Origin of the sequence: Erysipelothrix aquatica (genome assembly GCF_009828775.2) — a bacterium.
Classification (GTDB): domain Bacteria; phylum Bacillota_I; class Bacilli_A; order Erysipelotrichales; family Erysipelotrichaceae; genus Erysipelothrix; species Erysipelothrix aquatica.
Genome location: NZ_WTSY02000031.1, coordinates 1 through 26,913 on the forward strand (window position 1 = coordinate 1; position 26,913 = coordinate 26,913).

The window sequence follows — 26,913 nt, forward strand, 5'->3', positions numbered from 1 at the left end:
ATCTTTAATTTCTATATAGCTCATTGTAATTCCTCCATTATATATGCAGTTAATGCTTCTTTGGTATTCGCGATTGTTCGATCAATGACACCATCCAAAAGGTCTTCTAAAACATTTTGAGTATTTGAAACCGCAACTCCTAACGCTTGAATTTCAAGTGCCGACAACGCTAAATTTCGGACATGAGTTGGATGATTTTCTTCTTGTATGGTTTGAATAAGTTGTTCGAATTGCGCTGTCTTTTCCAACTGATACGCTGCTTTATCCGATTTAGCTAAATTATCTGCGTGCTTGAGTCGAATAAGATCTTGGGTCCATGCGAGCCCATGATTTCTTATGAGTTGTTGCATCTGGCTCAGTGTTATTTCTAAGTGCATGCTGTGGTATTCTATTAAATCAAGAATATAGTTAATTTGCTTTTTGGGGAGTTGTAGCGACTCCAAGATGGGTTGGGCAAGGTGTTTACTTTCAATTGCATGACCACGGTAGTGTGCAATCCCTTGCTTATCAATCGTCTGAGTATTTACTTTACCGATATCATGAAATAGTGCAGCGTATCGGATTTCTATTTTTCGTGGGGTTCCCGCGACGACAGTCAGAGTGTGGTTAAAGAGATCACGATTGTGGTAGGGATTTTTTTGGTCAAAATATATCGCAGCTTCAAGGGGTGCAAACACCTTACCTAAAACCCATGGGTTCGCAATCATTGTTGGATAACACCCAACACTTAGCAGGAGTCGATTAATTTCATGACGTAAATTTGCGCCCCGAACTGACATTAAATGATCACGATTCATATACGCTGCATTGAACGTTGCAGCATCAACATGATACTGATGTTCACCCTGGAATCGAAATAAACGTAAAATTCGAATGGGATCTTCTCGAAAGCGGGCGATGGGATCGCCAATCATGCGAATGCGTCTTGAGGCTAAATCAGCCATGCCGCCATGAAAATCAAGAATGCCATTGCTGCGATTGTAATAGAGCGCATTTACTGTGAAGTCACGTCGAAGTGCATCATCAAGTGGCGTCTTAACGAATTCAAAAGCATCGGGGTGACGTGTAGTATCATTATAGGTCTCACGCCGCATGGTGGTAATCTCAAAGTTGTAGGCACCGCGTTCAAATTTAATACCGTATTGGTTCATTTTAATGTTAGAATCGATTGCCTTGAATAGTGTATACAACTGATCTGGGTGGGCATCAGTTGCAATATCAAGGTCCGTGCTCAGATGACCCTCTAGGGCATCGCGAACAAATCCCCCGACAATATAAGCCTGGTATCCTTGATGTTCTAAGTGTTGTAATACGTCTTGAATTTCATCTGAAAGTCTTATCATAGGCCACCTCTTTTGATAAGTATAACAAATTTTCGCAAACGAAACGTGAATCCTAGTTGATAATCGTAACAAAAAAAAGAGTTGCCTATAGCAACTCTTAAACCACTGTTTCGTTTTCAATTTTTTCAACTTTAGTAAGTAATGCATATCCAATAATAAATAGAACCACCAATAGTAAGACACCATAGCGTGAATGTCCGAATACAACAGATGAAATCGCAATGATTAATGGCCCCATAAAATCCGCGAATTTCCCAAAAATATCAAAGAAACCAAAGTACTCGTTTGCTTTATGTTTTGGAATCATTTGTCCAAAGTAGGATCGGGATAAAGATTGAATTCCACCTTGAGCCATTCCAATCAAGATAGCTAAGAACCAGAATTGCCATGTATATTTCAAGAAGAAACCAAAGACAGCAATAAACATATACATGAGAATGTAAAATTTGATGACTTTGATTTGTGAGTATCGTTTCGCAAAATTAACTGAGAAAATTGCGAATGGGAATGCTACAAATTGCGTTAATAACAATGCAAGAAGCATTTGATCTGATGAAATCCCTACTTCGCCACCATATGCTGTTGCCATCGAAATAATCGTATAGACCCCATCAATATAGAAGAAGTACGCCAGAATATAGAACAAGATACGTGGTGATTGTTTAATATCTACCAGCGTTTTGCGGACACGACTCACGCTCGAAGTTACAATATTATCTTGCTTTTCTAGATAATGAATTTGTTCAACATTTTTGATGAGTGGAATGGATAGTACTAACCACCAGACAATAATGATGACAAATGATAATTGTGTTGCAAGCTGTGTCGAGATTCCAATTTTTTCACCAAAGAAAATTAGCAAGATTCCTGCAATAAATGGTATGGTACTGCCGATATATCCGTATGCATAGCCTAATGACGAAATATGATCCATCCGCTCATCTGTGGTGATATCAACAAGCATCCCATCATAGAAAATATTACATGCAGAATACCCCAAGCGCGCAACAATATAAAGTGCGATGAATACTTGCCAATCTGTCGCAAACGTAAATGCAAAAGCAGAAACAACAGAAATCAGTAATCCAATGACAAATAAACGTTTTTTATAGCCTTTATAATCAGCCATTGCACCTAGAAATGGTGATAAGCAAGCTAATACAAGTAAAGAGATTGACGTCGCAGTTCCCCACCACGCACTGACAATATTGTCGGCCACGCCAGCGGATTCTGCCATCGCTCGAAAGTAAATTGGAAGTGTCGCTGTAATAATAAGTGTAAACGCTGAATTCGCGACATCATAAAGAATCCAAGATCGTTCTTGTTTTGTTAGTTTCATAGTAATCCCCCTTAAGGTTACCGGAATAGTATACCGCCGATTAGTTTGGTAGTCAAAGTAAATCGCCTCTCCCTACTATCTTTATACCACAAACAAAAAAAGCATGATACCTTTTCAGGAACCATGCTTTGTGATTAACAGAATCTTTACTTAATCGTAATTCTGTTAACGATATCTTCTTTATTCTTTTTCGGTAAGATAACTTTTAGAACACCATTTTCATAACTGCCATCAACTTTTGATTCGTCAACGTCAGCAAAACGAATTTGTCGGTGAACACGATCTGTACGACGTGATTTATAGAAGTAATCTTTGGTTTCGTCTTCAGATTTTACGGTATGTGACGCTTGAATGGTCAAAACATCGCCATTAAACTGGACATCAATATCTTCTTTTTGGAAACCAGGAATTTCTAAATCAACGATATATTTATCATCTTCTTTATAAATATCGATTCCTGTTCCATAAGTAACATTATTCGCGATATCATCGCCGAAGAGGCTTTCGAATAATGTGCTTGGTCGTTTCGTTACTTCATTTCTCATAGTATACCTCCTTGGCACTCTCGTGAGTAGAGTGCTATTACATGATTAGTATATCACTTCTTTTAGCAATGTCAACACAAGAGTGCTAAAACGTCGTAAAAAAAAAACTCAGTCTCCTGAGTTTTACGTTTTAGAATACTTTTACTTTGTCAGCAACAGGTGCAAGTTCTTTTGCTTGAGGTGTATCAATTGCTTCACCAAATGGCATTTGAGCTACAAGTTTCCAGTTTGCTGGAAGATCCCACTCTTGTGCTGCAGCAGCGTCAACGATTGGATTGTAGTGTTGTAAGTTAGCACCAAGACCCGCTTCGGTTAATGCTGTCCAAACTGTATATTGGAGCATTCCATTTTCTTGTTGTGCCCAAATTGGGAAGTTATCTGCATATAATGCAAATTGTGATTGTAATCCTTCAACAACATTTGAGTCATAGAAGTAAAGAATCGTTCCATTACCTTGTTTGAATGATTCTAATTTAGCAATTGTATTTTCAAATCCTTCTGCAGGAGCAACTTTACGAAGTTCTTCACGTGTTAAATCCCAGAATTTGTCTGACGCGTCATCAAATAATACGACAACTCGTTGTGTTTGTGCATTGAAAGCAGATGGTACGACTTGAACCGCTTCTTCAACGAGTGCACGGACTGCATCGTTTGAAACTGTTGTACTCTTAGTTAGACCGTAACGTGTGCGGCGTTCGTTCATGATTGATAAAATCTTTGACATTTTAATTCCTCCTGTGTCACTATGTTTTACAATCGTCATTATATAGTGCTTAACTATGTTATTCAATACTTTCGCACCATTATTTTAATTTTTTTCAACCACCTCACGTGCAAAGATTCACAATTGGGTGTACACTATAATTATCTTATGAGGAGGAATCAATTTATGATGCAATTAGTATTAGTACGACATGGCGAAAGTGAATGGAACCGAAAAAACCTCTTTACCGGGTGGGCAGATGTCGAATTATCTGAAAAAGGTGTAGAAGAAGCAATTCAAGGTGGAAAATTACTGAACGAAGCTCAGTTTGATTTTGATATTGTTTATACATCTTATCTAAAACGTGCCATCCATACAATGGAGTACATCCTTAATGAAATGGACCGCAATTGGTTGCCAATTGTGAAAGATTGGCACCTCAATGAGCGTCACTATGGCGCATTGCAAGGCCTTGATAAAGCCGAGACCGCAGCAAAATATGGTGAAGATCAAGTACTTATCTGGCGCCGTTCATTTGATGTCAAGCCACCAGTTCTTGAAAATGACGACCCACGAGCACCCCGAAATATGGATGCCTATCGTGATGTCAGTGATAAATCGATATTACCACTCCACGAATCATTGAAAGAAACAATCGAACGGGCTGTTCCCTATTTTGAAACGGTCATTAAACCACAGATGGTAGATGGTAAACGTGTGCTCATTGTTGCTCACGGAAATTCATTACGCGCTCTGGTCAAATATTTTGACCATATGAGTGATGATGCAATTATGGGCGTCAATATCCCTACAGGTGTTCCTTTAGTTTACGAATTTAACGAAGACTTCACCGTTGCAAACTCATACTATCTTGGTGACCAAGATGCATTAAAAGCAAAAATGGAAGCTGTTGCTAACCAAGGTAAAGCTAAATAATGAAAAAAAAAGCGCATCAATGCGCTTTTTTTTGTGGCTATTTAAGATAAAAGAAAGTTACATGACTAGGCGAAAATCGTGTCATGTTGTACAATGATACCAGAACTTGGAGGTAGTTTATGCAAACAAACAATATAGGTGTCATCGGATTAGCCGTAATGGGTTCAAATCTCGCACTGAATATGGCAGATCACGGGTATCAAGTAGCAATTTATAACCGTACATACGCTGTAGGGGAAGCTGTTATTGCCGATAATCCACATGACAATTTACATTTATACAAAACACTTGAAGATTTTGTGGCTTCATTAGAAACCCCACGAAAAATGGTACTTATGGTCAAGGCTGGAATGGCTGTTGATAAAGTGATCGAAGGATTACTTCCTTTATTAGATGAAGGCGATATTATTATGGACGGTGGTAACTCCAACTTCCACGATACAATTCGTCGCACACAAGAAATTGAAGCTCAAGGCTTCCGCTATTTAGGTGTTGGAATTTCTGGTGGTGAAGAAGGCGCACGCTTCGGCCCTGCTATCATGCCAGGCGGAAGTGCTGATGCATACCAATATGTCCAAGCCATTCTCGAAGACATTTCAGCGAAATATAAAGGTGAACCATGTGCAACATACATGGGCACTGATGGAGCTGGACACTATGTCAAAATGGTTCACAACGGTATTGAATATGCAGATATGCAATTAATTGCTGAAGCTTATTCAGTGCTGAAACACATTGGTGGTTTCAACAACGACGAGCTCGCCACCATTTTTGATACATGGAATAATGGTGAGTTAGAAAGTTTCTTAATCGAAATTACAGCTCAAATATTCAAAGAAATTGATCCCAAAACTGGTAAGCATCTTGTCGATGTCATTACAGATACAGCCGCTCAAAAAGGAACTGGTAAATGGACTGCTGAGGAAGCACTCACAACGGGAACTGATGCTTCTTTATTAGCATCTGCAGTTTTCGCACGCTTCATGTCCAGCCAAAAAGATGCACGTATTCATGCAGCATCGATTCTAAACTTTGATGCTCCTCGTGTTACCATTGAGGACAAAGATGCATTTATCGAATCCGTTCGTCAAGCATTGTATGCAAGCAAAATTATTGCTTATGCACAAGGATTTGATCTCTTGAAGAATGCATCTGTCGAGTACAACTGGGACTTAGACTTCGGAGCAATTGCACGTACTTTCCGTGAAGGTTGCATTATCCGTGCCGCATTCTTAAACCGCATCAGTGATGCATATATCACAGATGCGAACTTAGCAAACCTTATGATTGATGCATCCTTTAAAGAAAATCTCATGGACTACCAACAATCATTACGTGATGTCATTGCAGCCGCAATCCAACAAGGAATTAGTATGCCGGCTTTCACCAGTGCAATTAGCTACTTTGATGCTTACCGCACCGGACGTGGTAACGCAAATCTTATTCAAGCACAACGTGATCTCTTTGGAGCACATACCTTCGAGCGCCTTGACGAACCTGGACACTTCCATCATGAATGGAATCAAAAAAATGCATAAAGACAATCACATTGTCACTATCTTTGGCGGTACCGGGGACCTAACTTATCGTAAGCTCCTCCCTGCCTTCTACAATCTGAAGTGCACGGATAATTTTCCAGACCACTTACATATTGTCGTAATTGGTCGCCAACCCCTAACCTCTGAATCGTACCGTGACCTTGCACGCCCATGGCTCCAAGAACATAGTCGCATTCATGTAAGTGATGACCACCTCGATGCATTTTTAAATCATGTCACCTATTTTGAAATGACCTTCACTGAAGATGAAGGTTATGAACGTCTTTTCACACGGTTCCAAGATATCGATGCCGATGCAAAAAAACTCTACTATTTTGCAGTCGCCCCTTCTTTTTTCGAGATAATTGCTCAAAAACTTGAGAAACACAACCTCGCCAAAGATAGTAAAATTATCATCGAAAAGCCGTTTGGTAATGATTTAAAATCTGCAGAATCCATCAATGATACACTTTCCAATATATTTGATGAGGATCATATTTATCGTATTGATCATTATGTTGCGAAAGAAATGGTGCAGAACATTTTCACCATTCGCTTCGCAAATGAAATCTTCAAAAATATCTGGAATGCTGATAATATCGCGAATATCCAGATTTCAGCAAATGAGCTTGTCGGGGTCGAAAATCGTGGGAACTACTACGACCACACTGGTGCACTCAAAGATATGTTCCAAAATCATTTACTTCAAATTTTATCAATTGTAACGATGGATAAACCGGAAACAATGGATGCATCGTCAATTCATGAAGCACAAGAAGCAATTCTCGATAACTTATACATTGAAAATATGGATCAAGACGTCATCTTTGGTCAATATATGCAAAATCAAGAATCAATGAGCTATCGTGACGAAGATAAAGTGGATGAACAATCACAGACAGAAACATTTGTCGCGTTGAAACTTGGTATCCAAACACCACGATGGCGTAACACCCCAATCTATGTTCGAACCGGTAAAAGAATGCATAAACGCATAACCGAAGTTGTCGTTGAATTTAAGAGACAAGACAATGCGCCGGCAAATGTCTTGATTATCAAAATCCAACCGGAAGAAGGTATTTACTTACGCTTCAACATCAAGAAACCGGGCCAATCTCATGAAACACAATCGGTATTAATGGACTTCTGCCAATCTTGCGACTATGAAAACCGTATGAATACGCCAGAAGCATATGAACGACTTCTTAATGCAGCTCTTGAAGATGACCACAGTCTCTTCGCCAGCTTTAATCAAGTAAAACGTAGTTGGGCCTTTGTTGAAGATATAATTCAACACCATCAAGGACACGAACCGGAAACTTACCCCGCGTTCACCAATGGTCCGAAAGGATCACACGATCTCTTAGCTCGCGATGGATTCACATGGATTGAAGAAGAAATTCGCAATGATGCATATGAACTTTAAATCTACCCTCGGGTAGATTTTTTGTTTAATTGTGAAAATACGTTATACTTACTATAGTGCAGATTTATGAACACGCGTCAAAACAATTATTTTACTGTATGAATAGAGAGAGGATGATTTTTTGGACATACTTTTAGATAAATTTAAAGAAGTTGCGGGGTCCGTATTGCCAATTGTCGCAATCGTACTCCTTCTTCATTTCACCATTGCACCACTAGCATTAGATGTGTTATTTCGGTTTATAATCGGAGCCATCTTTGTCATCATCGGATTGGGAATCTTCCTATTTGGAGCTGAAATTGGAATTACCCCCATTGGCTCCCTACTTGGAAAGACCATAGCGAAAACAAATAAAACAATTGTTGTTATTGTTTTATTTGTTCTTGGATTTTTAATAACAGTCGCTGAACCTGACCTCGCTATCTTAGCAAATCAAATTTTCAGCGCATCTGGAGGTGCCTTAGCACCAAGTTTCATAATTACCATTGTTTCAATTGGTGTTGGAATTATGGTTGTAGTAGGACTTTTGAGGATACTCTTTAATGGCTCCTTAAATCGCTTTTTCATTGGTTTTTATGGATTACTGTTTATTTTGGCCTTTTTTGTCTCCGAAGAATTTCTTGCTATTTCAGTGGATGCCTCTGGAGCAACTACAGGTGCCATGACAACACCATTCATCCTAGCACTGGGATATGGTGTCTCTCAGCTTAAAGGTGGTAAGACAGCCGAAGAAGATAGTTTTGGATTGGTTGGACTTGCTTCAATCGGGCCTATATTAATGATTATGTTGATGAGCATCATTCTTAACTTTACAGAAATACAAGGTGATGCGGTTGCTGTAATTCCGACAGTCGGAATTCTTAAACCATTTTTAGCAATGCTTCCCCATGAATTTCAGGCAGTCACCATTACGTTAATTCCATTAACAATCGTCTATCTTTTATTTAATCATTTTGGTTTTAAATTAAAACGCCGACGCCATCATCAAATACTACGAGGACTTGGCTATACCCTTGTTGGATTGACCTTATTTTTAACTGGGGTCAATGCAGGATTTATGGAAGTGGGGCGCATCATGGGTGAAACACTCGCTCGTGATGTCTCTGGACTCGTACTTGTTCTAGTCGGGTTTGGTATTGGAACCGTTGTTGTATTAGCAGAACCTGCTGTATATGTTCTCACCGAACAAATTGAAGACGTTACTGCTGGTGGGATTCCGAAGCGAATTATACTCATTACACTTTCCATTGCGATTGCCCTCGCTGTCAGTCTTTCAATGATTCGAATTCTGATCCCTGCAATTAAACTTTGGCACTTCTTACTCCCAGGGTTTGGTCTTGCACTCTATCTTTCACGTAAGGTACCACCTATTTTTGTCGGAGTCGGATTTGATGCCGGTGGCGTAGCTTCAGGTCCCATGACCGCCACATTCGTACTTGCTTTTGCACAAGGTGTCGCGACTGTCATCCCAACTGCAAATGTTATGGTTGATGGCTTTGGTATTATTGCGATGATTGCCATGATGCCAATTGTTGCTGTACAAATCTTAGGTGTTATTTACAAGAAAAAGAGGTCTCAATCATGATAGATACACAATACTCACATTTAAAACTTATCATCGGTGTTGTTAATGTACATCAAGCGTCGCGCTTCCTGGATTACACTGATCCAAATCTACACCTGGGTTCATTGATTATTCCAGGACATACCGTAATTCATGATATGTTGATGAATTGGTTTGGCTTTGAAGATCAACGTAAAGAACTTGCGTTGTTAATTGCTGAATCGTCAAACGAAGAGGCAATTTACGAGAACATAAAAAAACGGTGGAAGAAACGACTGAACGGGACAATTACAACAATTAGTTTAGATATTGATTATGGGATGACACCGACGACCTTATACAACTGTCGCCAAGAAGGAGGAACCGATATGGGTTATGAGATAATTGTTACAATCGTAGATCACGGAAAAGCAGATACAGTCATTGATGCTTCAAAAGAAATTAGTAGTGTTGGTGCTACCGTGATTCATGCTCGAGGACGTGCAAATCCAAACGATCCGAAACTTTTTGGTATAATTATTGAACCTGAAAAAGATATGGTATTAATCCTTGCACCTAAAGATCAAACATTAGCCATTATGGACAAAATCCGTGAATCATTGGATATTGAATCACCGAATAAAGGAATAATATTTACCCTTGATGCAAGTCGCGTTATGGGCTTAAACGATTACAATACATCAAAATAAGAAAAGGAGACTGCGTGAAGCAATCTCCTTTTCTTTATATTTTCTTCTGAACTGAACGTGCAATAGCCGTCGACAGTCTTGGAATGATCTGGTTTTTACGTGATACAACGTCGGGTAAGAATGAACGGTCATCCGTTTCTGATTGCGGGAAGGCATCCAGAACCGAAGATTTCAATGAACCCGCTGAGACAATAATCGATCCATTATCTTCGATACTTGTGAAGACAACGACGAGTAAATCTAGGCCATGTTTATTGACATACTCTTCCATTGATTCCTCAAAGGTTTCATGGATAGCATCGAGTTCTGTAAAGTGATAAATAACCACTTGCGATACCATAACCTCTTTTCCTGAGATGTGGAATGTCTTGATATCTTGATTAATGATGTCTTCATACGGTTTGTTTCGTAATGATGACGTAACTTCATACATCTCTTGCGAGAATGAGTAGCGATCCAATCCTGATATTGCTTCAAGTTGGTGTGCTAATCGAAAATCTTGCTTCGTTGTTGTTGGCGATTTAAGATTTAAAGTATCGGAAATCAATGCCGCTAATAAAATAGATGCTATATTACGTGGAATGTTGACACCATTTTCATGGTACATTTTTGTAATTATTGATGCGGTAGAGCCAATAATTTCATTACGGAAATAAATAGGTTTAACCGTATTTAAGTCTCCAATACGATGATGGTCAATGACTTCAAGAATTTCAGCCTCTTCGACCCCTTCAACACTTTGTGAATATTCATTATGGTCAACCAAAATCAAACGTTTACTTGGACTGTTGAGAATGTGGTAGCGTGCGACAAACCCGAAAATACGGTTATCATCATCAACAACTGGGTAAGATCTAAATCGCGTTTTAAGCATTTGTGACTCGACATCGTCAACAAATTCATTCTTATTAAAATAGAGTAAATTTGTCGTCATAATTTCTCGAACACTTGGTGAAAAAATAAGATAACGGGACGTATTCATTGACCCATGTGACGATAAAATAATGGCACAACCGAATTCAATTGCATGTTGTAGGACTTCATCACTAATTTCTTCGGTCCAGACAGCAACAATACATGCTGCTCCTTTATTAATAGCTTCAAGCTGGGCTTCAGAATCATTCCCTAAGATAACCAAACGGTCTTTGAGATTATAGTTTTCCAACTTTGATGATGCGAGCGCAACGATGCTGGTTTTTCCATTGAAACGGAATTCTTTTGGTTTATAGACCAATGTTCCATCGATTGCATTCACAATATTCTCTACGGGTGTTCGCTTCAAGAGTTCAATAGAGTGCGCTGTATCACCCATGGCGATGTGTGCCAAATTTGATGATGTAACAACCCCAACCAAATTATGACGGTCATCAACGACTGCAAGCGTTTGACGCTTTTCCTGAAGAATGTCCATCGCATCCTTAATCGAGGTATCCAAATGAATTTCAGTTGCCTCATCCAACTCAATTTCATCTAAAGTTGCTCGTGCATCTTTTAATAAGATGGGCGCCTCAAAACCGAACTTATCAAGAATGTACTCTGTTTCTTCGCTTAACTTCCCCAAACGACATGCAATGGCAGGAATCCCTTGTTCGTTTTTCAAATGTGCATAAGCTATCGCTGATACAATTGAATCCGTGTCGGGATTACGGTGACCATGGATATAAATGTAATCCTTTTCGTTTTTCATATATTACCCCTTTATAAAGTTATATCTGCATATAGTGTACCATAAACCATCTATAATGGAATAGAATCTAAGTGTCTAAAACAATACAAAAACAGGTAGCATAATGGAGTATATGCTACCTATTTCTTATGAGAATAATGGTGTTAGTTCATTGACCATCTCTAAAATTGCTTGATATCCACCTTCTGTTAAATACCAGCTTTCCGGATTTACGTAGATAATACGATTATTTTTTGCTGCTGGAGTGTTATTAACATAATCGTTATCCATGAGTGTTTTAGCTAAAGTTTTGCCACCCGTTACTGCAGCGCGGTCCATAACAATCATAATTTCCGGTTGTAATGCATTAATAAGTTCAAACGATACGGATGCACCGTGTGTTGACGGATCAAGTTCATGATCCACTGGAGTAAAACCAAATTCGTTAAAGACATGATCGTAGCGACTCTTAGCTCCGAATGATTTTGCTTCATCACCATTTGCCATAATAAACATTGTTGAAAGGTTCGATGCTTTTGCTTTCGTAGCCAGATTTGATACAGCCTCATTTAAAGGTTTCATTGCATCATTAAAATCTGAGTCAGTGTAGATTTGTGAGAGTGTATCAATATTTTTTGCGACAGAGTCCAAGAGTCCTGTGTCACTCGAATCACGTCCCATGTAAAGAGTCGGTGCGATTTTTGAAAGTTCATCGTAGTGTTTTGAAGCACGCCCCGAAACAATAATGAGCTCTGGTCCATATTCTGCAAGAGCCTCTAAATTGGGCTCAAATAATGTTCCTGCATCCATAACTACTTCATCATTATAGGCATCCAATGACTTTGGCAAAGACGCTTTAGCAACTGCACCAACTGGCAGTTCAAATTTTTGATAAATATCTAAAATTCCCATGTCAAATATGACTACTTTTTCGGGATTTAAACTAACATTAGTCGTTCCAAGTTTATGTGTTATTTCAATGTTTCCCTGCGTTTTTCCTTTGGGTGCACACCCTGCTAGCAAGAGCACAGCCATTAAAACTACAATAATTTTTTTCATATTTTCCTCTATTCTATAAATGCTACTTTATGAGAAGCACATCCTTGTACCGTAAACTTCATTCCGTAAATATCAAACAACATGCGAGGATTGAGAACATCCTCAACACACCCATCACACATCAAACGACCATGTTTGAGCGCAATCACATTATCGGCATAACGGTACACCATATTAATATCATGCATAATAATGACGACGGTTTTGTTCCGTTCATCCACAAGCCGACGAATGATTTCCATCATTTCGTGCGCATGTTTTAAATCAAGATTATTTAAAGGTTCATCGAGCAACATGATATCTGTATCCTGGGCAAGTATCATCGCTATATAAACCCGTTGTAGTTGGCCCCCACTCAGAGTATCAATATACTTGTCTCGCAAATCTAAGCAATTCATAAACGCTAATGATTCTTCCACAATTAACTGATCATCGTCAGAGAGTTTTCCTTGATTGTGCGGATACCGGCCAAAACAGACAAGGTCTTTAACCGTCAATCTTAGATTAATGCCATTTGATTGTTTTAATGTTCCTACCTTCTGTGCAAATTCCAAGTGACTATAGGCGTGAATATCTTTATGTGCTACAGATACATACCCTTGCGAAGCGAGTTGAAGTCGTCCCAAAATATTGAGTAATGTTGATTTTCCTGAACCATTTTCGCCAACAATTGCTGTGATTTTGTTGGGATGAATATCAAGTGTCAACGTATCCAATGCAAGAAAATCACCATATTTTTTTGATAGATTTGTTATTTCAATCATTTAAATCGCTCCCTTAACATGAGATAAATAAAGTAGACGCCCCCTAAAAGGTTAATAAATACACTCACACTTGTATTCAGATTCAACAGTCTTTCAAAGAGAAGTTGCGATGCCAGCAGCAAACTCGTGGAGAAGAAGACCCCCTGCGTGATAATCGAACGCGTTGTGTGCTTCTGTAAGAATTCACGAGCTACGTTGGTACCAATGAGGCCTAAAAATCCTATTGGACCGACAAGCGCCGTGGAAATCGCAGTAAATAGCGCAACAATCGCTAAACTATATATTTGAAATTGTGGTATATGAATGCCAAGATTTGTGGCATGGTCAGTACCCAGAGCCACAACATCAATTTGATGATGTATGCGATACACGAGTGCCCAGCCTATCAAAGATAATCCCATACCGATAAATAGTACATTGGTATCAACTGCATTGAACGATGCGAATGATTGACTTTGAATCATTGAAAACTCATTCGGATCCATCATCATTTGCATCGTTGCACTGATACTGGAGAATAATGTTCCAAGAACTGTTCCAACTAAAAGTAAAACAAATAGATCTCGTTGCATCTTTTTAAGAATAATGCCATAAAATAATGTACCAATACTGACCATCACCAAAACAGATACAAGAAAATTCAAGGATGGTTTCATAAAGATTCCTAGTAAAAACACGATAACTGTTTGAACCAAGATATACATACGTTCGAATCCCAACAGTGATGGCGTTAGAATACGGTTGTTTGTAGTAACTTGGAAGTAAGTTGTTGCGGTTGTTGTTAGCAATGACACGAACCACATCGCAAGCAATCGCGTACTACGACGGTACATCAGGTATTGATAATTATTGCTATTCATCCCCCAAAAGAAGTAGACAAGGGATAATATTACGGCAATTATGAGCCATTCATATCTACGTTTCATAATTACCTCGCAACAGGATAAATAAGAAGTACGCTGAACCTAAAATCCCTAAAACAAGACTTACAGGCACTTCATACGGATAAATAACTAAACGTGCTATGAGATCACAAACAAGTAATAAATTTGCCCCCAACAATGCTGTGTCCAAGAGCATGTCTTGATGACCATCACCAAACCGATACGCAATTACATTGGGTACAATTAAACCTACAAACGGAATGCTTCCTATTGTTACAATGACGCTTGCACTTAGTGTTGCGACAATCAGGATTCCTAATAGCATGACTTGTTTGTAGTTCATGCCAATGTTATGGGCAAAGTCTTCACCCATCGCGATGATACTAAATCGATGGACATAGTGAACAGCAATTATAATAAGTGGAATACTAATAAATAGTAACTCGTATTTTCCTTGTAAAATTGGAGTAAAGCTTCCTGTCAGATAACCTGATAAAACTTGTAGTAAGTCAAATTTAAGGGCTAAAAATGTTGTCATCGAATCAATGATCATACCAATCATAATTCCTAATAATGGAACAAATACAATATTCTTTATTTTTAGCTTTGAAACTGCAGTCATAAACAGCACTGTACTGATTGCAGCAAAGAGTAATGCGAAAATTGAAATGCTCCATAGCGTTTGGTTGGATAAAACGATAAACGCGACCAAGATTCCCAAACGTGCTCCGTCCATCGTCACGGCAGTGGATGGTGAAACGAAGCGATTCTGCGATAACTTTTGCATAATGAGACCTGCAATTGACAGCGAAATCCCCGTGAGAATAACTGCAATTACCCGTGGCAAACGACTATACATTAACGTATGCCACGCATTGATATCACCTGCTAGTAACTGTGACAATGTCATGTCTAACGCTCCTACGAATAGCGATGCAAGCCCTAAGAGAACCAGACATCCAAGAGCTAAGTATCGATACTGTTTGCGATCAACTACCATACGAGGTACCACATTTCTTGTACTCAATATCACAAACTTCACGATTTCTGACATTGAGTATAAGCATTGCAAACGATGCATTATAAACATAGACTCGAGATTTTATTTGCATTATGTTCATTGAAATGCCTCCCTTGCTCTCTTAGTTTAGTTTTAATTAGAGAGCAAAACAATACAATTAACTAATCTAATTCGCAAATACTTTCACAAAGAACTAGATATTGCGGTTGCGGCAATTTTCTTGTGAAACACTACACAAATTATACTAATGGATGATGATGGCTATTGAAATCATTATCATAAAAAAAAACAGCATGTGCTGTTTTTTTAATCTAGTACTGTGCATTATACAGTGATGCATAAACTCCTTCTTGGTGAATGAGTGATTCATGGTCTCCAGTCTCTGCGATTTTATGATTATCCAACACAATAATACGTTTTGCGTTACGAATTGTCGAAAGACGATGCGCAATGACGATTGTGGTTCGATTAGCTGCCAGAGTTTCCATAGCCTCTTGAACGACGCGCTCACTTTCATTATCCAACGAGGATGTTGCTTCATCAAAGATAAGTACCGGTGGATTCTTTAGGAACACACGCGCTATACTCAAGCGTTGACGTTGTCCTCCTGACAATTTCACACCACGATGACCAATATCGGTTTGGTAACCATTTGGCAGTGACATAATAAAATCATGGGCATTGGCTTGCTTTGCTGCAGCAATGACATCATCCATACTTGCGTCATGTTTCGCATATGCAATGTTCTCGTAGATTGTGCCTGAGAATAAGTAAACTTCTTGCTGTACAATTCCAATGTTATTACGCAATGAGTCAAAGGTAACGTCGCGGACATCAACCCCATCAATTTTAATCGCACCCTGCGTAACATCATAGAAGCGAGGTAATAAAGAAGTTAATGTTGATTTTCCCGATCCCGATGCACCAACAAGCGCTACAAATTCTCCTGAGTTGACTTCAAAATTTATGTCATCAAGAACATTGATTGTTCCATCGTCATAGCAAAACGATACATGTTCAAACTCAATATTGCCGTCCACTTTTCCAAGTCCTATTGCCTGATCTTTTTCTTTAATGGTTGGCTCGATATCCATAAATTCTAAAAAACGTTTGAACCCCGATGCTCCATCTTGGAATAGAAGCATTGAGTGCATGAACTTAAGAATTGGATTGGTGAAATTAGACATCAACAAGAAGAACGCAAGAAGGTCTGCTAAGTCAATCGCATTCATATACAATGCGAAGCCCCCAAAAGCAAGTAAGATTGCAGGCATAGCAGTTATAAAGCCGTCAAGACCTTCATAGAATAGAATTTCTGATCGATAGAACGCCTTTTTACCATTGATAAAAGTGTTGCCTAACTCTGCAAACATTGCTTTTTCATAATCTTCATTCGCAAATGATTTAACGACACGAATTCCTGATAATGATTCTTCAATCGACGCATTCATATCGCTCATAATACCTCGGTTAACGCCATATTGTTTTCCCATACGCTGACTCATGACAAGCGCATAAATAAAAATTAAGGGAATTAAGGCGAAGAGTATTAGTGCAAGCTTTACATTTATAAGGAGCATTAAGATCAACGCTCCGACAAAACTCACACTCGTCATAACCATATCTTCTGGTCCATGGTGCGCTAGCTCACCAATATTGTACAAATCACCGGTGATTCGTGACATTAACGAACCAACTTTATGATTGTCGTAAAAGTCTAAGGACAAATCTTGATAATGTGAAAATAATTCTTTACGCATATCATTCTCAATACGAGCCCCCATCATGTGGCCTTGGTACGATAAATAGAATGATGCTGCTGTATAGATAAGAACCAGTAATAACATTCCTGTGACAACTGGTACAATGATTGAAACGTTACCAACTTCAAGTTCTTTTGTCGCATAGCGAATAATCATTGGAAAAAGTAGCGAAATTAGTGATAATGCGAATGCACTCAATAACACCACAGTAAAAATAGCCTTATATGGCTTATAGTATGAAAAAAAACGTTTAATATTGTTCATGTGAACCCTCTCTTAATTAATAATCGCGAGGTGTTTTCACAGTCAGAGTATTCTTATAGACTCGAGTGGAGCTGTGAACGCACGCTCATTTCGTTTTGGTTAGTAATCTTATGTAGAATTTTTTGCATGGTAATGCTCCTCTCTTTAATATGATTTACTATACACAGATTCATTTTGGATTGCAATCATTGTTCTCTTATTCGAGAAAAAAGGAGCCTTAATTGGCTCCTTTGTATACATTTTCGCTATTTTTGAAGAGGTCGACGTTTCAATAGTAGCAGGCCGGCTACGGATAATCCCAGTCCCACAAACAAGATGTTATGGGAACTTTGGCCCGTTGCTGGCAACGTTTTATCAGTGGATTTTGCTTCCCACTTCGCGTAAAGTGTTGTATTTTTAGCGACAGTGTCTGTATCAAAGTTCCATGGCATTGTCATGGCTTCATCTACAAACCACCCTTTGAAGCTATACCCTGAACGACTTGGATCTAGCGGTTTGGTAACTTTCGCCCCTTTTGATAGCCCCAATTGGCTCAAGACCGAAGATCCTCCATTACTGTTAAATCTAACATCAAACGTTTCAACTACTGGATTGACATCCCACTTAGCATAAAGTGTTGTGTTACCAGTAACTGTGTTCGTGTCAAAATCCCATGGCGTTGTCATGGCTTCGTCTACAAACCACCCTCTGAAGCTATATCCTGAACGACTTGGATCTAGCGGTTTGGTAACTTTCGCCCCTTTTGATAGCCCCACTTGACTTGTAACTGCAGATCCTCCATTACTGTTGAAGTTGACATCAAACACTTCAATCACAGGATTTGCTTCCCATTTTGCATAAAGTGTCATATTATTCTCAACACGATTGAGCGCAAAATCCCACTTTTGTGTTAACGCTTCATCAACGAACCACCCTTTAAAGGTAAATCCGGACCGTGTTGTTTGTGGCATCGATATTGTCGAACCTGCTACGATATCAAGAATGCTTTGTACTGCTGAACCGCCGTTCGTATTAAAGTTTACTGTGAATTTTGGTTGCGCAATATTGACCACAAGATTTTCAATATCTGTTCGATTCGCAAAATCTCCGTTTGTATATAGACCACCTTCAAATGTATAATTTGCTTTTATGTCCGTATTTTCAAGTTTAAATTGCTGAACAAATTCACGAGACTCCCCTGGCGCGATAATATCATAACCCGCTTCAGTAGTTATGGGTTTGACGAAAATATCATCAATCAATTGCCAACCACCCTCTACTGGCACAAAGCCATTTGCTTTTTCGTAAAGGTTAATGTTGGTAATGTTATACGGACCCGTGTTTGTCACTGTATATTTGAGTGACAACGTCTTATCGGCTGGATTGAACGGCGTTTCAACTTCACGTGTTAATCCATAATCTGCAAAGTAAACATAACCAAACTTATTATTAGCAGGCAAATCACTTTCGGGACTATACGCACTAAATACAAAATACGGATATGGTTTATCTGCACGTGGCTGTCCGTTATCTACAACTTTATAATTAAACTTGATTGGACCAGATGTCTTCATTGATTTGTATTGGGCACCATAAACACCATAATCGCTGCCTTCTTCAGTTGGACGAACATAAACACGGTAACCACTTTTTGTAAAATCTTGCGTTAGTTCAACAAATTGATCACGGTTAATCGTTGTATAATCTTCTCCACTTAACCATGTTGTAAATTCGATGCCATCTGTTTGACCAAAGTCCATAATTTTAACAAGAGCACCATACAGTTTGCCATCCTCAGTCTCAAATTCTAATTTTGGAAATTCAATACTTTGCAGCTCAATCGAACTATCTGTGGACTCAGAAAAGAAGTGAAACATCAGTGCCTCACGATACATCCCTTGCATGTGAGTTTGAACATCTGTATCGAATTCAAAGTTATTAATCGAATACGTAAATTCATCACCAACTTTAATAGATTTTGATGATGTGCTAAGACTGAGATCTGGATAAACGATTTTCTCCTGCTCATTAGCATAAAGGTTCATGCTTGCACCACTTATTAATAAAACAAGGGTGACAAAAAGACTTAATATTTTTTTCATGTTATACCCCCCCGGTATGTTTCTATTATAAGCCGATTTTATGTGTTTGTGAATATTTTTACATAAAATTAATATAAAGTTGCATCATGCACAATAAAAAAACCAATTCCACAAGATATTGTGAAATTGGTCCTAAGATATTATTTTTTAATTAAAGATGTTTCCCAAACTGGATTCGGTTCAATATCAAGTAAGTCAGCAACTGTTGCTGCGACGTTAGCGAGTCCATAATTACCGTCTTGTTTTAGTTCCACATCACGGTTATAAACGATAAATGGTACTGGGTTCAGACTGTGTGATGTCTTCGCGTTACCTTTTTTATCAATCATTTCATCAGCATTACCATGATCGGCAAGAACGATTAAAGTTGCATCATGTTTTTCAACAACTGGTAACAAACGACCAATTGCAAGATCAACTGCTTCAACCGAAATAATGGATGCAAGCATGTCTCCAGTATGTCCTACCATATCACCATTCGGGAAGTTGAGACGAATGAAGTCATAGTTTCCACTTTGGATTGCAGCAATAACTTCATCGGTAATCTCTGCAGATTTCATCCAAGGACGTTGATCAAACGTAACATCATCACCTTTGATTTCAACAAATGTTTCAAGTGTTTCATCAAATTTATCAAGTTTATTTCCATTCCAGAAATATGTAACATGTCCATATTTTTGAGTTTCTGAAATTGCGAATGATGACTTGTTATTTGCGATGAGTGTTTCCGTTAGTGTATTTGAAATACGTGGAGGTTCAACCAAGAAGTTCGCTGGAATTCCTAAATCTCCATCATATTGCAGCATACCTGCAAATTTGACATTAGGCACACGAACACGGTCAAATTTATCAAATGATGCATCCCCTTCAAATGTTTTTGAGATTTCAAGCGCACGGTCACCACGGAAGTTAAAGAGAATTACAGAATCTCCATCGACAATTGGTGCTACAGCTTTTCCATCTTTACCAACAACCCATGCTGGAATATATTGGTCTGATAACTTTGGATCTTCAGCACGGAAGTGTTCGATTGCAGCTTGTGCCGATTCAAACATTTCTGCTTCACCCAAGACATGAGTCTTCCAGCCACGTTCAACCATACCCCAGTCAGCATCATAACGGTCCATTGTAACTAGCATACGACCACCACCGCTCGCAAATTCAGCGTGGAATGTGTCATCATTTAATGCATCCATCACCGCTTGAATACGGTCAATATATACAAGTGCTGATTGTTGTTCAACATCACGACCATCTTGAAGTGCGTGTAATGCTAAATGTTTAACACCTGAATTTTTAGCTTCTTTAATTAATGCTTCGACATGGTTAACATGTGCGTGAACATTTCCATCTGATAATAACCCTAAAAGATGTAATGTATTGTTTTCGAGTGAATCCGTTAGTAGGTTCCATGCTTTTGATTCAAAAAGACTGCCATCTTCAATTGATTCATTAACAAGTTTCGCACCTTGTGAGAAAATTTGTCCAGATCCTAAAGCATTGTGACCTACTTCTGAGTTCCCCATGTCTTCATCTGTTGGCAATCCAACTGCAAGACCATGAGCCTTTAATTCAATATTTGGTGAGCTTTCCATTAATTTGTCGAGGAATGGAGTATGTGCTTGAGCAACTGCGTTACCTTCAACTTGGTCTGTTAAACCAACACCATCCATGACAATTAAAACTACAGGTTTCTTATTCATAAAAATCCTCCTACATACTGCTCTATTTTAGCATTTTTTCTTGGTGCTTGCTAGACAAAAGAAAAGCCTGTAAGCTACAGGCTAAAAGAATGCTAGAATTTCATCCATAGACGCTAGTATTTGTGAAGCACCATGTGTTTTTAACTCTTCAACAGCACGGAAACCCCATGCAACCCCGATTGGTGTCATACCTGCATTTGCGGCAGTCTTCATATCGACATCACTATCACCGACAAATAGAATTTCACTTGGGTCTACGCCCATTGTTTGTGCAATGACCAACGGATAATGTGGATTTGGTTTATGTTTGCCATCAAACTGATCACCAATCACGGCCACAAAATCAATATCACCCAGGTAAGCCTTGACGATTCCATCTGTATATTCTTGTTTTTTGTTCGTCGCTATCGCTATGGGAATGTTACGCTCATTCAACGTCTTTAATGTTGCAACAACGGTACCGTATGGCTCCGAATCATCCGCATAATGATGCGCATAATCAGCGAGAAAATCTTGAAGTAACCCTTCAAAATCACGATACCCTTCAGGCATGGAACGCTCTGCGAGTTTAGGTATACCATTACCCACAAACGTTTGATATGTTGCAAGTGTATGGGTCGGTAAACCACGCTTTTCGAGCGAGCGGTTCATACTGTTACCCATATCTGCGATGGTATTCATCAATGTTCCATCCAAGTCAAAAATTACTGCTTTATACATTTAATACTATGCCTCGATTCTAAAAATATGATTTTTATACAATGGCTTATAACACTGTGTGCTTGCGATTTGCTCGGTCCAATTTAGGAACGATTCAAGATTATGAATACTTTCACCAAACTGCATTGGAAAAAAATACTTTGGTTTAAAACGTTTAATAACAGTTCGTGCACCTAAGTCATAGTCTTGCATCATTTCTGGATCAATTGAAAACATCATTAGATCGATTGTCTCAAAGCGATGGAGCGGAATCAAGGCGTTCTCAAAGCGTTCAACAGCTGACTTAATTTGTCGTTGTGTTGAAAGTCGTGACCAATGCCAATTATTCAAATCGCCACCGTGAACAATTACACGATGCTTTTCCTCAATACAAAAATAGACACCCGAACGGGTCGCTTGATAAACATACACACGTGCATGACCCAGGTGAAGGATATCACCAGGTTCAACCTTTTGTACATCAATTGAGCCTGTTACATTCTTTGAACCACCATAAAAAACAGGTTTACGATATGCCAAAATGGAGTCACTAAACCGTTTCTCATCAGTGCTCGTCACAAAGAAATAGGTAGGCTTCTTACTAAATAAATAATGCGATGGTAATTGTCCCCCTACATAATCAAAAACATAAATACCAGACTCTGTTTCAACCGTATATCCACAATTATCTAAATATTCTACATTTAACATATATGTTACCCCCGACACGCTAATTATAACAAGAAAAAGGTGGCAAAAGCCACCTTTACGTTAATTGTGTTTGACCCGAGTACAACGATGCATAGCGACCACCCATAGCCACTAATTCATCGTGATTCCCACGTTCAATAATCTCTCCATGTTCTAATACGATAATTGCGTCCGAATTACGAACCGTTGAAAGGCGGTGCGCAATAATGAAAGTTGTACGACCTTCCATTAAAGAATCCATTCCTTGTTCAATTAAACGTTCAGTTCGAGTATCGATGGATGATGTTGCTTCATCAAGGATTAAGATACTTGGGTTCGCAACCGCTGCTCGTGCAATATTGAGCAGTTGCTTTTGCCCTTGTGAAAGCTCAGAACCTGTACCACTGATTACAGTATTATAACCATGCTCTAGGGTTTGAATGAAGTGATGCGCGTTTGCAAGTTTCGCTGCGTCGATACATTCTTCATCAGTTGCCTCAAGATTTCCATAACGAATATTTTCCATGATTGTTCCGCTAAACAAGTGCGTATCTTGAAGTACCATTGCAATATGCTTACGCAAACTATAACGGTTAATCTCTGAAATTTCTTGCCCATCTATGAGAATTTTTCCTGCATTGATTTCGTAGAATCGCGAGATCAAGTTTGTGATGGTTGTTTTACCAGCACCCGTTGACCCTACAAATGCGATTTTCTGGCCAGGATTTGCCCAAAAGGAAACATCCTTAAGGACAGGGACATCTGGATTATACCCAAATGTCACGTTCTCAAAACGCACATCGCCAATAACATTATCCAAGATAACATCATCAGCATTCACCATTTCCTCAGTCCAATCAAGCAATTCAAAGATGCGTTCCGCTGACGCAATAGCAGATTGCAATGTTGTAAACTGACTCGAAATCTCATTGATTGGTTTTCCTTGTGTACGTGTCATATTAACATAAGCACCAAGGTTTGCGACACTCAACATCCCATTGATTGATAACCATCCACCCGCAATCCCAATAATGGCATAGCTGATTGTATTAATATTCTGCATTAATGGATAAATCATAATCGAGATAATCTGTGCGAACTGAGAATTCTTTCGATAAACCTTATTCTTAACTTGGAAATCTTCACGCGCTTGCGCTTCATGGTTGAAAAGTTGCATCACCATTTGACCTTCCATCGTTTCCTCGATATAACCATTTAAATCACCCAGTGATTGTTGTTGTCGCTTCGAGTAAATTCGCGATTTCTTAATAATGACATTTGACATCAAACTTAACAACGGAATGATAACTAATGTTAGAACAGTCAAAATAGGACTCAACATAAACATAACGATGATTGTTCCAATCAATGTAAAGACATTGATGATAATAGAAGCAGCTGCGGTATTCAATCCTTCACCAACCAAATCAATATCATTAGTGAAACGACTCATTAAATCGCCATGGGCATTCGCATCATGGTGACTCACTTTCATTCGTAAGACATGTGAAAACATTTCCTTTCGAATTGTTTCTACCGTTCTCTGAGATATTTTTACCATCAAACGTGCAGACAAATACATTGTTGCAACTTCAATAGCAAAAATCACAGCCAACACTAAAATCTGAACCCCTAACTGCTCAATCATCATGTTACGAGTAATAACACCATTTAAAGCATTTTGAATAATTTGAATCATTGGTGAGATGGCATACGCGCCATAGAGCCCACCTAATGTTGATAAGACCGAAGCAATGATAACTACTGTCAATAAGACTTTACTTTCACCAAGGTATGAAATCAAACGCCCCAAAGTTTTCTTTTGATCTTTAGGCTTATGCTTTCCGATAACTAAACTTTTTTGACTCATTACTCCATACCTCCTTTACTCATTTGACTGTGGTAGATTTCTTGATAAACAGTACATGATTCAAGTAGTTCATCATGTTTACCCAAACCAACAATACGGCCTTCATCCAATACCACGATTTTATCACTGTCAGCAACAGAGCTGATTTTTTGAGCAATACTAATGACCGTCGTCTCACTATACATTTTGGCAATGGATGATTTGACAGTTTGTTCCGTCGCCGCGTCTAATGCACTGGTACTGTCATCCAAGACAAGGATACGTGGATTCACCATTAACGCACGAGCGATACATAAGCGTTGACGTTGTCCACCTGAGAAGTTCGTCCCACCTTGTTGTACTGGATAATCAAATCCTTGCGGATTTTCTTGAATAAACGAGTAGATTGAGCTTGCCTCAGTAGCACGACGCATGTCCACTTCAGTTCCATTTTCGTTACCGAGTCGTAAGTTTCCTCCGATTGTTCCAGTAAACAGGACATTCTTTTGCGGCACAAAGCCAAATTGACTACGCAAGAACGCCATATCCAGATTTCTGATATCAACACCGTCTAAGGTAATCTTTCCTTCAGAGACGTCGATTAAACGCGCCATGAGATTAATTAAGGTAGACTTACCACTTCCCGTAGATCCGATAATTCCAATATGCTCACCCGGGTTAATATCTAGATTAATGTTATGAAGCACATTGTTCGCATCATCATAATAACGATATGACACATCTTCAAATCGAATGTGTCCTTTAACATCATCTAATTGATATGCGTCTGTAGCATTACGGATATCTGAATCAGTATCCAATACTTCAGATAAACGAATGACTGAAGCTTTACTTCGCGATACCATCATCAGAACGTTAGTAATCATCATCATAGAAAACATCGTAAATCGTAAATAGTTAATAAAGACGAGCAAATCTCCAACTTGAATCATATTTTGATCCACAATTAAGAATGCCGAAATCCAAACAATGAATAATGTCGCAAAGTGAACCGCACCCGTTAAGGCCGGATTCATCACAATCATCAAATTCATTGCGGACACGTTCGCATCAAATAATTGTTTATTCTCTGTATCAAATCCGTCGTCTTCAAAATCTTCACGAACAAATGATTTGATAACGCGTATATTCATGAGTGACTCTTGAACCTTACGGTTCATATGGTCAACCATTTTCTGTAATTTTACAAAGCGTGGGAACCCTGCTTTAATGACATAGATTAAAACAAGTGACAGAAAAACAACAGCTCCGAGCATAACCCATGATAACTCTGGGCTAATGATGTATGTCAGGTATACTGTACTCACCAAGAATACCGGGGCCCTAACTAAAAGACGCAAACACATCATCAGTGTTCTTTGTAAAAAGTTAACGTCATTGGTTAAACGTGTAACAAGTGAAGACGTTTGAAACGTTGACATATTCTTAATTGAAAATGTCTGAATCCGTTTAAATAAATCCTCACGCAATCGTAATGCAAAGTTATTTGAGACTTGAGATGGAAACACAAGACCTAACATTGCCACTGCAGCTGCGAATAAAGCCAGCCCCATCATTTTGAGACCTACAGACAAAATAATATTAAAATCTGATTGTGCAATCCCAACATCAATGATTTCAGCCATCAATTGTATTTGGTACAGTTCGATAAATGCAACCCCACCTACAAAGATAATTCCCAATATCGCAGCTGGAATTTCAGGTTTAAAATACTTAAAAAATTTCTTCATCGTTCCAACTCCTTTTCCAAATCATCTAACATAATTTTAAATGTAACAGCAAGGTCTTCACGTTGTGATTCTGTCAGTGATTGAAAAAGCACCGTATCAATTCGTTCAAACCCTTCTGTAAAATCTAGTACGAGCTGTTCTCCTTTGTCAGATAGAAATAAGTGCTTCTCCCTACGATCTGACTCACTGACGGCTCTTTTAATGTAACCAACCGCTTCGAGTCGTTTCACAGTCACTGATACGGACTCTTTTGATACGTTTAAGATTTCAACAAGTTCTTTTTGCGTAATTCCCGGATTACGTTTCAAAGTCGATAAAAATCGTGGTTGTCCAATATAGAGATCATAATCATCTAAATAGTTTTGAACAACTGCACGATGTTTTGAAGTCACTTGTCTGAAAAGCGTAATTAGCTGGTTTTCCATACTATCTCTCCTTAATTAGTTAGTCGACTAACTAATTATAACATAGTCACTTTTCGTTTCAACCTATAATGCTCGAATAAAGAAAAAGCGCCCTTTGGACGCTTTCCTAAATTCAAATCTCAACCGCACCACCAAGGTGCGGTTGTTTTTGTATAATAAAAGGAGCCCACCCGACTAAAAGGAGCTCCCATATGAAGTATAAGCAATTAAA

23 protein-coding genes are annotated in these 26,913 nt (G+C 38.7%); 5 read left to right on the forward strand and 18 right to left on the reverse strand.

From position 1 onward, the window contains the following. Nucleotides 1-20: 20 nt before the first annotated feature. The 4 genes from GVV20_RS08475 to GVV20_RS08490 form a co-directional block, all read right to left on the reverse strand. Nucleotides 21-1,343, reverse strand: coding sequence for a CCA tRNA nucleotidyltransferase (locus GVV20_RS08475; protein WP_159740791.1), 1,323 nt, complete (start codon nucleotides 1,341-1,343; stop codon nucleotides 21-23). 97 nt (nucleotides 1,344-1,440) lie between these two features. Continuing rightward, a complete protein-coding gene (locus GVV20_RS08480) occupies nucleotides 1,441-2,682 on the reverse strand; it encodes an MFS transporter (protein ID WP_159740792.1) in 1,242 nt (413 codons plus the stop codon). Nucleotides 2,683-2,828: 146 nt separating this feature from the next. Further along, nucleotides 2,829-3,227, reverse strand: a complete 399-nt coding sequence (locus GVV20_RS08485; protein WP_159638126.1) for an Hsp20/alpha crystallin family protein — start codon at nucleotides 3,225-3,227, stop codon at nucleotides 2,829-2,831. Between the two features lie 130 nt (nucleotides 3,228-3,357). Continuing rightward, nucleotides 3,358-3,951 (reverse strand): nitroreductase family protein, encoded by a 594-nt coding sequence (locus tag GVV20_RS08490; RefSeq protein WP_159740793.1) that lies wholly within the window; start codon nucleotides 3,949-3,951, stop codon nucleotides 3,358-3,360. 165 nt (nucleotides 3,952-4,116) lie between these two features. On the opposite strand from GVV20_RS08490, the gene gpmA reads away from it, so the two are divergent. The 5 genes from gpmA to GVV20_RS08515 all read left to right on the forward strand — a co-directional run bounded on the left by gpmA (nucleotide 4,117) and on the right by GVV20_RS08515 (nucleotide 10,083). Beyond that, nucleotides 4,117-4,866 (forward strand): 2,3-diphosphoglycerate-dependent phosphoglycerate mutase, encoded by a 750-nt coding sequence (gene gpmA, locus GVV20_RS08495; protein ID WP_159740794.1) that lies wholly within the window; start codon nucleotides 4,117-4,119, stop codon nucleotides 4,864-4,866. Between the two features lie 119 nt (nucleotides 4,867-4,985). Continuing rightward, nucleotides 4,986-6,404 carry an NADP-dependent phosphogluconate dehydrogenase gene (gndA, locus tag GVV20_RS08500; RefSeq protein WP_159740795.1) on the forward strand — a complete coding sequence of 473 codons (1,419 nt, stop codon included), beginning with the start codon at nucleotides 4,986-4,988 and terminating at the stop codon, nucleotides 6,402-6,404. Beyond that, on the forward strand, nucleotides 6,379-7,830 hold the full coding sequence (gene zwf, locus GVV20_RS08505; protein ID WP_236261789.1) for a glucose-6-phosphate dehydrogenase: 1,452 nt from the start codon (nucleotides 6,379-6,381) through the stop codon (nucleotides 7,828-7,830). Before gndA ends, zwf begins: the two co-directional genes overlap by 26 nt. 121 nt (nucleotides 7,831-7,951) lie before the next feature. Further along, on the forward strand, nucleotides 7,952-9,415 hold the full coding sequence (locus GVV20_RS08510; protein WP_159740796.1) for a DUF1538 domain-containing protein: 1,464 nt from the start codon (nucleotides 7,952-7,954) through the stop codon (nucleotides 9,413-9,415). Further along, a complete protein-coding gene (locus tag GVV20_RS08515) occupies nucleotides 9,412-10,083 on the forward strand; it encodes a P-II family nitrogen regulator (protein WP_159740797.1) in 672 nt (223 codons plus the stop codon). Before GVV20_RS08510 ends, GVV20_RS08515 begins: the two co-directional genes overlap by 4 nt. Nucleotides 10,084-10,117: 34 nt before the next feature. Here GVV20_RS08515 and GVV20_RS08520 read toward each other — a convergent pair whose 3' ends face one another. The 14 genes from GVV20_RS08520 to GVV20_RS08580 form a co-directional block, all read right to left on the reverse strand. Continuing rightward, nucleotides 10,118-11,770, reverse strand: a complete 1,653-nt coding sequence (locus GVV20_RS08520) for a putative manganese-dependent inorganic diphosphatase (protein ID WP_159740798.1) — start codon at nucleotides 11,768-11,770, stop codon at nucleotides 10,118-10,120. Nucleotides 11,771-11,896: 126 nt separating this feature from the next. Next, entirely contained in the window at nucleotides 11,897-12,808 is a 912-nt protein-coding gene (locus GVV20_RS08525; RefSeq protein ID WP_159740799.1) for a siderophore ABC transporter substrate-binding protein, read from the reverse strand. A gap of 8 nt (nucleotides 12,809-12,816) precedes the next feature. After that, nucleotides 12,817-13,572: an ATP-binding cassette domain-containing protein gene (locus GVV20_RS08530; RefSeq protein ID WP_159740800.1), complete on the reverse strand. Its 756-nt coding sequence runs from the start codon at nucleotides 13,570-13,572 to the stop codon at nucleotides 12,817-12,819. Continuing rightward, nucleotides 13,569-14,498, reverse strand: coding sequence for an iron chelate uptake ABC transporter family permease subunit (locus tag GVV20_RS08535; protein ID WP_159740801.1), 930 nt, complete (start codon nucleotides 14,496-14,498; stop codon nucleotides 13,569-13,571). Before GVV20_RS08535 ends, GVV20_RS08530 begins: the two co-directional genes overlap by 4 nt. Then, a complete protein-coding gene (locus GVV20_RS08540) occupies nucleotides 14,488-15,456 on the reverse strand; it encodes an ABC transporter permease (RefSeq protein ID WP_159740802.1) in 969 nt (322 codons plus the stop codon). The genes GVV20_RS08535 and GVV20_RS08540 overlap by 11 nt, the downstream gene beginning before the upstream one ends. Beyond that, nucleotides 15,446-15,577 (reverse strand): hypothetical protein, encoded by a 132-nt coding sequence (locus GVV20_RS10640; protein WP_268891082.1) that lies wholly within the window; start codon nucleotides 15,575-15,577, stop codon nucleotides 15,446-15,448. Before GVV20_RS10640 ends, GVV20_RS08540 begins: the two co-directional genes overlap by 11 nt. A 211-nt stretch (nucleotides 15,578-15,788) precedes the next feature. Further along, nucleotides 15,789-17,504 carry an ABC transporter ATP-binding protein gene (locus GVV20_RS08545; RefSeq protein WP_159740803.1) on the reverse strand — a complete coding sequence of 572 codons (1,716 nt, stop codon included), beginning with the start codon at nucleotides 17,502-17,504 and terminating at the stop codon, nucleotides 15,789-15,791. Nucleotides 17,505-17,749: 245 nt separating this feature from the next. Continuing rightward, complete coding sequence (locus GVV20_RS08550) at nucleotides 17,750-19,585, reverse strand: InlB B-repeat-containing protein (protein WP_159812772.1); 1,836 nt, start codon at nucleotides 19,583-19,585, stop codon at nucleotides 17,750-17,752. A 140-nt stretch (nucleotides 19,586-19,725) separates the two neighbouring features. Beyond that, on the reverse strand, nucleotides 19,726-21,288 hold the full coding sequence (gene gpmI / locus GVV20_RS08555) for a 2,3-bisphosphoglycerate-independent phosphoglycerate mutase (protein ID WP_159741438.1): 1,563 nt from the start codon (nucleotides 21,286-21,288) through the stop codon (nucleotides 19,726-19,728). Between the two features lie 81 nt (nucleotides 21,289-21,369). Further along, nucleotides 21,370-22,008 (reverse strand): HAD family hydrolase, encoded by a 639-nt coding sequence (locus GVV20_RS08560; RefSeq protein WP_159741439.1) that lies wholly within the window; start codon nucleotides 22,006-22,008, stop codon nucleotides 21,370-21,372. Nucleotides 22,009-22,014: 6 nt separating this feature from the next. Further along, nucleotides 22,015-22,698: a metal-dependent hydrolase gene (locus GVV20_RS08565; protein WP_159741440.1), complete on the reverse strand. Its 684-nt coding sequence runs from the start codon at nucleotides 22,696-22,698 to the stop codon at nucleotides 22,015-22,017. A 55-nt stretch (nucleotides 22,699-22,753) separates the two neighbouring features. Then, nucleotides 22,754-24,547, reverse strand: a complete 1,794-nt coding sequence (locus tag GVV20_RS08570; RefSeq protein ID WP_159741441.1) for an ABC transporter ATP-binding protein — start codon at nucleotides 24,545-24,547, stop codon at nucleotides 22,754-22,756. Then, nucleotides 24,547-26,277 carry an ABC transporter ATP-binding protein gene (locus tag GVV20_RS08575; RefSeq protein WP_159741442.1) on the reverse strand — a complete coding sequence of 577 codons (1,731 nt, stop codon included), beginning with the start codon at nucleotides 26,275-26,277 and terminating at the stop codon, nucleotides 24,547-24,549. The genes GVV20_RS08570 and GVV20_RS08575 overlap by 1 nt, the downstream gene beginning before the upstream one ends. Further along, on the reverse strand, nucleotides 26,274-26,702 hold the full coding sequence (locus GVV20_RS08580) for a MarR family winged helix-turn-helix transcriptional regulator (protein WP_159741443.1): 429 nt from the start codon (nucleotides 26,700-26,702) through the stop codon (nucleotides 26,274-26,276). The genes GVV20_RS08575 and GVV20_RS08580 overlap by 4 nt, the downstream gene beginning before the upstream one ends. Between the last annotated feature and the right edge of the window lie 211 nt (nucleotides 26,703-26,913).